This window comes from Paenibacillus sp. A3 (assembly GCF_001399685.1).
Classification (GTDB): Bacteria; Bacillota; Bacilli; order Paenibacillales; family NBRC-103111; genus Paenibacillus_G.
Genome location: NZ_JTHN01000048.1, coordinates 34863 through 45705 on the forward strand (window position 1 = coordinate 34863; position 10843 = coordinate 45705).

The 10843-nt window shown below is 61.7% G+C and carries 3 protein-coding genes; all 3 read right to left on the bottom strand.

Annotated features, from left to right (window positions below):
• Window positions 1-34: 34 nt before the first annotated feature.
• Genes QJ48_RS07455 through QJ48_RS07465 form a run of 3 tightly spaced genes read right to left on the bottom strand, consistent with a single transcriptional unit; the run spans window position 35 to window position 10704 of the window.
• Window positions 35-4726, bottom strand: coding sequence for a non-ribosomal peptide synthetase (locus QJ48_RS07455; protein ID WP_054973008.1), 4692 nt, complete (start codon window positions 4724-4726; stop codon window positions 35-37).
• On the bottom strand, window positions 4723-5952 hold the full coding sequence (locus tag QJ48_RS07460; RefSeq protein WP_054973009.1) for a MupA/Atu3671 family FMN-dependent luciferase-like monooxygenase: 1230 nt from the start codon (window positions 5950-5952) through the stop codon (window positions 4723-4725). Before QJ48_RS07460 ends, QJ48_RS07455 begins: the two co-directional genes overlap by 4 nt.
• Window positions 5953-5964: 12 nt before the next feature.
• Entirely contained in the window at window positions 5965-10704 is a 4740-nt protein-coding gene (locus QJ48_RS07465) for a type I polyketide synthase (RefSeq protein WP_054973010.1), read from the bottom strand.
• Window positions 10705-10843 lie beyond the last annotated feature (139 nt).

The window sequence follows — 10843 nt, forward strand, 5'->3', positions numbered from 1 at the left end:
GCAGTTCCTCCTGTTGCGCCGCAGCCGTAAAGGGCTACTCGATCGTATCGACCAGATCGTAGAGCTGATCCAGCTCTTGCAGCGTCAGCCGGTTGTAGCCCAGGTCGCTGGGCGTGGCTTCGGCGGCGTTTTGCTCCCCGCAGTGGCGAATGAGGTCCAGCAGGCGGCTTTGGAGCTTCTCCAGCAAAGCGGCGATCGTGTCGTGACGGTGATGCGTACGATTGTAGTCTATCGCGATGTGAAGACGCCGGTCCTGCACATAGCCGGTGATAAAAAGCGAAGCCGTCCGCTCGGCTTCCGGGCTTATCAGACGGCCGACCGGCCACGGCGACGGGCCGAACCACCGCTTGCGCAGATCGGTATCGATCTGGCCGATATAGTTGAAGCAGATGTCCGGCTGCTGCGTAAACGTCAAGCCCGGCACGCTTTCCCGGGGCATAATATATTTCAACAGGCCGTAGCCGATCCCGTGATTCGGCAGCTGCCGCAAATGCTCCTTGACCGATTTGATCTGGTAACCCAAATCATCCGTATGCTCCATCGGCAGCACGACCGGAAACTGCGACGTAAACCAGCCGACCGTGCGGGTGGTGTTCATAGCCTTGACGACGTTCTCCCGGCCGTGCCCTTCCAGATGGATGACGATCCGGTTCGTATTGATCCATTCCTTCAAGGTCAAGCCCAAGGCGGTCAGCAAAATATCGTTGATTTCCGTATGGTAAGCGCGGTGGACCTGCTTCAGCAGCCGCTCCGTTTCTTCGGGCGGCAGCGTGAACATCGCTTGGGCTTCGTCCTTCGACAGGTTATCCGGTGCCTCGAAGTCCCTTGGGACAGCCACACACGGCGTGCTCTCGACGGCCGCCCAATAATCGGCCTCGCGCAGTACTTCGCCGCTCCGGGCGTACTGCTGCAAGGCTTCTGCCCAAGCTTGGAACGAATGCGTTTTGGGCGGCATGACGATGTCACCCTCGTGGGTCAGCGCCTGCTCGTAAGCCGCTTCCAAATCTTCCAGCACAATTCGCCACGACACCCAATCCATCACCAAGTGGTGAGCGACGAGCAGCAAATGATCACCCTGCGGCGTCCGGAACAAGGCGGTCTTCATCAGCGGACCGTTCGCCAAATCGATGCTCTCGTGCAGCCGATTGGCTTGCGCCAGAACGGCCGATTCCATCGAATCGCCGCCGTCCAGAGCCACGACCTCGAAACCGATCAGCGGCTGCTCCTCCGGTCCCCGGTTATACAGCAGCTTGCGGCCCTCTTCGTCCCTCACCACGGACCGCAGCACGTCATGATGCTCGGCCAGCTTTTCCAGCACCCACTTCAAGGCGGGTTCGTCCAAAGCGTTCTCCGCATGCAGCATCACCGCCAAGTTCCAGTGAGCCGAAGAAGCGAAATCACGGTCGAAAAACCACCGGATGATCGGCGTATCCGCTATCTGTCCTTCCACGGCGTCCTGCGAGATCTGCACCTGCTCGGCGGCGGGCTTAAGATCGAGGCAAAGCTCCTTCAGCATCGGGGTCAAAAAGATCTTCTTCATCTCCAGGTCCCAGCCTCTGCGGTACAATCTCGATGCGATCTGAATCGCCTTAATGGAATCTCCTCCGAGGTGGAAAAAGTTATCTTCTCGCCCGACCGCTTCTCCTCCCAGCACCTCCTGCCATACGGAAGCCATCAGCTCTTCCAGCTCGCCTTCCGGTGGGACGAACTCTGCTGCCGGACCGCCTACCGCCGCAGGCTCCGGGAGCCGCTTGCGGTCCAATTTGCCGCTGGACGTCAGCGGGAAAGCGTCCAGCCTCACGTAATGAGCCGGAATCATGTAAGCGGGCAGCCGATCCAACAGCAGCGCGCGCAGCTCCGAGACATCCAATTCCCGATCTGAGACGAAATAGGCGCAGAGAGCTTTGCCGGAGGAGGAGGCAGAGGCGACCTGCCGGACCAGAACAGCGGCTTCTTTGACCGCCGGATGCCCGTTCAACGCGGCTTCGATCTCGCCCGTTTCGATCCGGATGCCGTTCAGCTTCACTTGATCGTCGCGCCGCCCGAGGTACTCGACGCTTCCGTCGGGCAGTCGGCAGCCGAAGTCGCCCGTCCGGTACATGACCTCGCCCGGACGGAACGGATGATCCACGAACCGCTCGGCTGTCAGTTCGGGATTGTTTCTGTAGCCCCGGGCCAGCCCCGCTCCGCTGATATACATTTCCCCGCGTACGCCGACCGGCACGGGCTGCAAGCTCTCGTCCAAAATATAAATTTGCGTGTTGGCGACAGGACGCCCGATGCAAGCGGGCAGACTGTCCGCATCAAATTCGTGAGCCGTCGCGAAAATGGTCGCCTCCGTCGGGCCGTACAGGTTCAGCAAACGTCTGGAATCCGACAGCCACGCACGAATGTCGAGCGTACACGCTTCCCCGCCCGTTCCTACGGTACGCAGCGAATCGGGCAGCCGGTCCGGGGTGAGCGTGGACAAGACCGACGGCGTCAGCACCATCGCCGTAATCCGCTGCTCCTCCAGAAACCGGTGCAGCGCCTCGCCTCCCGCCGTCGCTTCCGGGCTGACGAGACAGAGCGCCGCGCCCGAGGCGAGCGTCGCGAAAATCTCCAAGACCGACGCATCGAATGTCGTCGACGCATATTGCAGCATCCGGCTGCCTCTGGACAAGCCGAACAGCCCAATGGCTGCTTCCACCGCATTGCACACGCTGCGGTGCTCGATCGCTACCGCGTTCGGCTTGCCCGTCGATCCCGACGTATACATCACGTAGGCCAGGTCGCCCGCATCCGCTTCGACGCGCGGATTGTCCGCGCTCTCCTCTGAAACCGATTGCCAAGCGCCGTCAAGCATGAGCTTGTGCCGCACCGCCAAGACCGGCTCCGCATCCGCCAATTTAGGCTGAGTCAGCAGAACTTCGATTCCCGAATCCTCGATCATCGTCCGAATCCGCTCGGCCGGATAAGCCGGATCGATGGCGACGTACGCGCCCCCCGCTTTCAGAATGCCGAGCAGGCCCGCAATCGTTTCGAACGAGCGCTCCATCATCAAACCAACCGCCGTCTCCCTGCCGACTCCCCGCTTCCGCAATGCATGGGCGACCTGATTGGCGCGCCGGTTCAGCTCCCGGTACGCCATGGACTGGGTGCCGCACACGACGGCCGGATCATCCGGCGTAAGCTCTGCCTGTCTCTCGAACAGATGATGAATGCACGAATCGTCCGGGAACGGGTGCGCCGTCTCGTTCCACTCGTCAATGAGCTGATGCCGCTCTTTGTCCGACAGCATCGCTATCTCGTGAATAAATTGCTGTGGATTGCGCACGATGCTCTGCAGCAGAGCTTCCCAATGTCGGCTCATGCGCTCGAACGTCTCCCGGCGGAACAGATCCGGGGAATATTCGAGAAAGCCATCCAGCCCGTCTTCCGTCTCGGTTAAGCCGATGGTGACGTCGTACTTGGCCGTCTCCCCGTCGATCATCTGAATATCCGCTTCCAGCTCGGGGAGCGCGAATTTTTCCTCCGGCACGTCCACATACACGAATACCGCCTGCACCAACGGGTTACGGCTCGGATCAATCGGAACCCGCAGCTCGTCCAGCAGCAGACCGACCGGCAGCTCCTGGTGCTTGTAGACCTCTCTGGCGGTATCGCGCACCTGCCGCAGCAGGTCGATGAAGCTCATCTCCCCTGACATATGCGAACGCAGCGTGCCCATCGTCAGAAAATACCCCATTACTTTTTCCATCTCGATCCGGTTGCGGTTGGCAAGCGGAGTCCCGACCAGAATGTCGGCCTGCCCGGTATACCGGTAGAGCAGCGCCTTGAACGCCGCCATCACGATCATGAAGGTCGAAGCGTTCTCCCGCTTGGTGATCGCTTTCAGCCTATCCAAAATCTCCTTCGACGACCGGAGGAAGACGCGAGCTCCCCGGTAAGTGATCGCGGGCGGCCGAGGGAAGTCCGTATGGATGTCGAGGACGTAGTCGCAATCCTTCAACTGCTCCTTCCAGAAGGCGAGCAGCTTCTCCCGGGTCTCGCCCTGCAAATAATTCCGCTGCCATTCGGCATAATCCGCGTACTGGATCGGCAGCTCCGGAAGCTCGGCGGGGACGCCTGCAAGCGCCGCCTTGTAATGTGCCATCAGCTCTTCGAAGAAGATCGAGAACGTGAGCCGGTCGATGACAATGTGATGGATCGTCAAGACGAGCGTCCATTCCGTATCCGACAGCGTAAACAGCTTGAAGCGGATGAGCGGGCCTTTTTCCAGATCGAACAATTGCTGGACCTCTTCGCGCATGAGCTGCTGGGCGACGGCTTCCCGTTCTTCCTCGGGGATATCCCGCAGGTCAACGACGGGAACGCTGACGCGGAGCTCGGGCAGCACAGTCTGCACGGGGTCGACGCAGCCGAAGACGGTCCGCCAAGCCTCGTGGCGCTTGACGATTTCGTTGATGCCGTACTCCAGCGCCCCATGATGCAGCTTTCCTCTCAAACGGGCGGCCCCGTACACGTTGTACGCGTGCGATTCAGGGTGCATCCGGTTAAAGAACCAAAGCCGCTCCTGATCGAAGGAGAGCGGGCTCGGGTCTGTATGGTTCCGCCGTGGGATCGCTGCGGCAGCCGGATTCGGGCTTAGCTGCTGCGCATTCAAGTTTTTTTGCTTGAGCCGCTGTTCGAACAGCGCCCGCTGCTCCGGCGTCAGCGATTGGATACGGTCGGTCAGATTCTTCATGGGATCAGCTCCTTGTCATAGGCGAATTTCCGCTGCAATTCGGATAACCATACCAAGCTTTCCATCACCGTCTCCCGGTCCACGCCAAAATCGATCAGGCAGGCAATCTCCCCGACACCGATGTCGCGGAGCGTCTCTACCAGCTTCGCGCACTTGTCCGGCGTTCCGAGTAGGGAGCTTTCGCGGTAGTACTTATCGAAAGCGCGGGACACAATCGCTTCGAAGTCCGCGTCGGTCATGCCGTCGTAGTCGGCGAGAATTTGCCTTTGTTGGCTTAAAAAAGTCTTGAGATATTCCTTCAGCGGCCGCTCCACCTTCGCCCGAACCGCTTCGTCGTTCTCCCCGAGGCAGGTATGAAGCATGACCGCGACCTTCTTCGTCTGCGGATCGTAGCCATGCCTCTGCAGCGCTTCGCGGTACCGCTCGATCTTGCCCTCCAGCTCGGCAAAACCGTTCCCGAGAATGCCGGTCAGGATGCCGGCTCCGATTCCGGCAGCTTGCCGGTACGTCTCCTCGTTGCCGTTCGTGGCGATCCACAGGTTCAGCTCGCTTTGGATCGGCCGGGGGAGCGTCTTGATTTGGTGCACCGTTCCGCTGGCGTCGGTAAAAGGAACCGCCTCCCCGCTCCATAGAGCCCGAACCTGTTCGACCGATTTGAACAGCTCTTCCTTGCGATGGACATAATAGTCCGGGTCCTGCACCGGCGCGAGGATAAAATCGGCGGGATGCCAGCCCGTAGCAAAAGCAACCGACACGCGCCCGCCCGACAGGTTGTCCACGACCGACCATTCCTCGACGAACCGGACCGGATGGTGCAGCGGGAGCACGACGCTCCCCGCCCGCAGCTCGACCCGCTCGGTGACCGCCGCCAGCGCTGCGCTAAGCACCGAAGGATTCGGGTACAGTCCCCCGAACTCCTCAAAATGCCGCTCCGGCGTCCACACCGCCTTAAACCCGTGCCTGTCCGCAAACGCCGCGCATTCCATCAGCAGCCCGTATTTATGACGATCCGTGGTCGAGCCGTCGCCGGAGAAGAAAAACAAACTGAAATCCATGGCCGCTTCGCTGCGCCTGCGCTTCGGAACAAAGGCCGCTTCCGCCGCAATCTGTCCACGCCCAGGCTTTGCCGTATCCGGCGCCGCGAGCCCCTGCTGCTTGAGACGCCGCTCCAGCAGCGCCCGCTGCTCGGGCGACAGCGCCGCCAGCCGCTCGTGAATGCCGCTCATTCCCTCATCTCCTTACCCCTCGCGGCTTAATAGCTGCATCAGCTCGTCCTGCGGCATATTTTCAATTTCGCTGAGCAAGCGTTCGATTTCGTCCAACTCCTCCGGCTTGACCTGCGTCTGCGCAATCGACTCGGCCAGCTCGGCAATGGTCGGCGATTGGAAAATAACATCCATCGGGATGTCGCCGTGAAACGCTTGGCGCAGCCGGGCGACAAGCTGGATCGAGAGCAGCGAGTTGCCGCCCAGATCAAAGAAGCTCTGCCCTCTGCCGATGCCCGGAATCCCGAACAGCGTCTCCCAGATGGCCGCGATCTTTTGCTCCGCCTCGGTTTGCGGCGGTTCTTGAGGCGCTTCACCATCCCGGTGCTCGGTGTCCGTCCGGCTATTTCGGCTATCCGAGGCAGCGTGGCCTGCCGCATGCAGCCATCCGCTGCCCACCGCATCGTGAATGCTTTGCGTGGACACGACAGCTTGGGACAGCCAGCTGGCCGCGATGCGCCGGATCGCCTCAAGCCCTTCCGCTCCGGTAATGCCGAATTGCGCCTGCATCTGCAGCATATGCTCCTTGACATTCGCCGGGAGCTCCGTCTGCTTCCGGACCCAGACGTCGTCCTGCCACATGCCCCAGTTGACGGAGACGGTGCGGCCTCCGGCGGCCGCATGCCACTTGGCGAACGCATCGACAAAATGATGGGACGCGCACTGATCCATCAGTCCGATGCCGCCGGTGAACGAGATCGTGCGCGAGAACACGATCATCAGCTCCAGCGGATGGGAGCGAAGCAGCGATACCAAAACGAGCAGCCCAAGCGCCTGAGGCGCAATGATCCGTTCCGACCGCTCCCGGTCGCCCAACTGGATCAAGCCCGAGCCGTACGGTTCCTGGGCGAACAAGACGCCATGAATCGCGCCGAACCGCCGCTCCGCTTGCCGCACAATGTCCCGCAGCCCGGCTTCATCCGTCAGATCGGCGCTGGCATAGAGCAGGGGGCTTCCATTTTGTTCCAGACTGTGAATTCGCTTAATGATCTTGGCCGTATCGTCCGACTCCCCGTTACGCAGCAAGTAATGCTCCCACTCGCGGGCGCCCGGGAACGACGCCTCCCCGATCAGTACGAAAGAAACCTTCGCCGTCCGGGCGATTTCCTCACACAGCTGCAGGCCGATTTCACTCGTTGCCCCCGTCACCAGATACACGCCTCCGTCGCGGAAGGCGGCATCCGCAGGATCGGCTTCCGGAAGCTTGACCGCTTCGTAGAGTTGCGTGAAGCGCTGCATCCCCCGGTACGCAACGATAAAGTCCTCTCCCCCATGCTCGATCTCCTGAAGCAGCTGCCGGGTCAAGCGTCCGGAGGAAGCCGAAGCGAGATCGGCCAGGCTCACGTCGATGGCACGTGCCCGAATCTGCGCGTACTCTTGCGGAATGACTCGCAGCGCTCCGAGCAAAGTCGCCCGCTCCGGGCTCCGCACCTGCTCATGGGCCACCCATTGCAGGCTGCCGGTCAGCGCGATCAGCTCCGTCGGCTTCGCCGTCACCTGCATGCCGATCGCTTGGGCCAAATGCATCAAGCTGTAGAGCCCAAGCTGCTGCGACCGGGCATAACGCTGCGCAATAGGGACGGGGACATCCCCCTCCTCCGACTCCGGTTCGGCGACGTTCCAGAGGTGGACTACGGCATCCGGGAAGCGCTGCTGTGCCGCCAAAGCATGCAGCAGCTCCTCATAGGACCGGCCTTGTGCGGGATGGACCGTAAAAACATCCTCCTCCACTTGCCGGAATCCGCCGCCTTCGAGCACGGCGACGACATCGTGCCCCTTGTTCTTCAAGCCCTCGCTTAAGGCCTCGCCCAAGCCATGCCGGTCGTGGAACAGCAGATACGTTCGCTTGTGCGGCGCTGCATCCCCGGAGACCGGGGTCTGCGGAGGCAGGAACGTTTGTTTCCATACCGGAGCGTAGAACCAGTCGACCATGTCCGCCCGGCGCTCCTGTCCCGCAGCTGCGGCCGCATCGGCAGAAGCGGCCGGGAGGGCTCGAACCTTTTTTTCCAAATAGTAGCGGTAGCGCTCGAACGGATACGTCGGCAAAGGCAACCGACGGCGCGCCTTGCCTTCATGCCATGCGGCGCAATCGATGTCCGCGCCTGCGGACCACAGCTCGCCCAGCGCCTGAAGGACGCTGGCATACGCAGATTTGCCCGCAGCCGCCGGAGGCAGCGTGTTGACCGCCAGCGCCCCAGGTGTCGCGTTCCGGGCGGTTTGCTGCCGGACCAGTGAGGTCAAAGACTGTCCCGGACCGATCTCCAGAAACGCCGTTCTTCCCGATTCCGACAGCAGGCGGATTCCGTCTGCGAAGCGGACGGTGTCCCGCAAATGCCGGACCCAATACATCGGGTTCGTCGCTTGCTCCGCCGTAATCCACGTTCCCGTCACATTCGAGACGTACGGAAGCTGCGGCGCATGCAGCTCGATCCCCCGCATCACCCAAGCGAACCGTTCGAGCATCGGCTCCATCATCGCCGAATGGTAAGCGTGCGAGGTCGCGAGCCGCTTCGATACAGCGTTCCTGTGGCCGAGCGCCTGCTCCAGCCGTTCGATCGCCCCGAAGGTTCCCGACACCACGCAGGACATCGGACCGTTCACGGCAGCCACGGACAGCTCCGGGGACGCATCGGCCAGCAGCTCCCGCACTTCCGCTTCAGACAGCGCGATCGCCAGCATCGCCCCGCGATCCATCTCCTGCATCAGACTTCCGCGTGCGGCGACGGCGGTCAAGGCATCGTCCAAGGTCATGACTCCCGCCAAGCAGGCGGCCACATACTCGCCGATGCTGTGGCCGATCATCGCCTGCGGACGAACGCCCCAAGCCTCCAGCTGCTTGGCCAAAGCATATTCGAGGACGAACAGCGCAGGCTGCGTCAGGGCGGTTTGGCGCAGCCGGGAAGCCGCTTCCTCCGCTTCGGACGGAGCCGGATACAGCACATTCCGCAGATCGAGGCCGAGCAGTGGTTGCAGCCGTTCGGCGCACCGGTCCACCTGCTCGCGATACACGGGCGCAGATTCGTACAGCTCGGCGCCCATATAAATGTGCTGCGCCCCCTGCCCGGTAAACATAAAGGCCACGCTCAGCGGCGATTCGCTGCCGCCCGCGGGCTCTTGAGCGCCCCGGTCGGACGGCGGCAGGTCCGCGAGCTTCGCTTTCAATCCGTCCGCGACCGTCCCGGAATCGCGGCCGACCACCGCGAGCCGCCGGGCGAACGTTTCTCTTCCTGCGGCAAGCGTATAGGCCACATCGGATAAGGGAACGTCCCGGTTCGCTTCCAAATAGCCGATCAACCGCTCCGTCTTCCGGCGCAAGGCCGTGGCCGTTTTTGCAGACAAGACGATGACGTTCCAATCGGCGGTCCCGTTCCTGGTTCCGGCCTCCGTCTCCGCACTGGCGAACGCAGCCCCCGCCTCCGGATACCGCACTTCTACTAAGGGCGCTTCTTCCAGCACGACATGCGCATTCGTGCCCCCCATACCGAACGAACTTACCCCGGCCCGGCGGGGATTCCCGTCCGTCATCCATTCCCTGAGCCGGTCGTTCACATAGAAAGGACTGTTTGCAAAATCGATTTTCGGATTCGGCTCCGTGTAGTGCAAACTCGGCGGCAGCATTTTATTTTGCAGGCACAGCACCGTTTTGATCAGCCCGGCAATTCCGGCGGCGCTGTCGAGATGGCCGATGTTCGTTTTGACCGACCCGATGGCGCAGTACTGCTTCTGGCTCGTAGTCTCACGGTACGCCTCCGTCAAGGCGGCCACTTCAACGGGATCGCCCAGCGCGGTGCCGGTGCCGTGAGCCTCGATATACGTCATCGTCGCCGGGTCGATCTCCGAGACGGCCAGCGCTTCCTTGATGACCTCGGCTTGCCGCGTCACGCTCGGTGCGGTATACCCGACCTTCTGCGCCCCGTCGTTATTGACCGCCGAACCGCGGATTACGGCCAGAATCGTATCCCCGTCCAACACGGCTTCGTCCAGCCGCTTCAGCAAGACGGCACCGGCCCCGTTCCCGACTGCCGTGCCTTGGGACTTGGCGTCGAATGCGCGGCAGCGCCCGTCCGGCGACAGAATGCCCCCTTCCTGATAGTCGAACCCTGCCGTTTGGTCCGCTTTGACCGACACGCCGCCGGCGATCGCCATATCACACTCGTACGTGAGCAGCGCCTGACACGCCATGTGGACGGCCACCAAGGAGCTGGAGCAGGCCGTTTGCACTGCGACGCTCGGGCCGCTCAGGTTTAACTTGTACGAAACGCGGGTGGCGAGAAAGTCCGGGTGGTTGCCGATACCGATCTGGAACGGCCCGAACGATTCCACAAGCTCGTCATGGCTAAGTACATGCTGGAGATAATCCGAGTGCCCGCTGCCCGCATAGACCCCGACCCGTTCGGGGCACCTCGTCGGAGGATATCCTGCCGACTCCAAGGCCTCGTAGGCGCATTCCAGAAACAACCGGTGCTGCGGGTCCGTCATTTCCGCTTCCCGCGGCGTCATTCCGAAGAAGGTGGCATCGAAGTCGGCCGCTTCCTCCAAAATCCCTGCGGCATGGACCCGGTTCTTCTCCGGCTCCTTGAAGGAGGTAATCGATTCCCGCCCGTCTCGCAGATTGGCCCAAAATTGCTCCAAATCCCCGGCTCCCGGGAACCGTCCCGCCATCCCGATAATCGCAATTCCCCGCAGTTCCCCGTCTTTTGCAATCGCTTCCATAAGTTCTTTACCTCCCCTGCTTTTTAAGAGACCGCTGCATAAGAGGTCGCTGCGCGAGCGAATCGTTCTTCCGATCGCTGTTGTCCCCGGATTCTTCGATTCAATAACCCCTCAGGCGGGTAGAATCCGGAGACAAAGG

What these genes read in the sequence shown, in the direction of transcription:
- QJ48_RS07455 (WP_054973008.1), bottom strand. Translation starts at nt 4,726, where the DNA reads ATGAAGAATCTGACCGACCGTATCCAATCGCTGACGCCGGAGCAGCGG.
- QJ48_RS07460 (WP_054973009.1), bottom strand. Translation starts at nt 5,952, where the DNA reads ATGAGCGGCATTCACGAGCGGCTGGCGGCGCTGTCGCCCGAGCAGCGG.
- QJ48_RS07465 (WP_054973010.1), bottom strand. Translation starts at nt 10,704, where the DNA reads ATGGAAGCGATTGCAAAAGACGGGGAACTGCGGGGAATTGCGATTATC.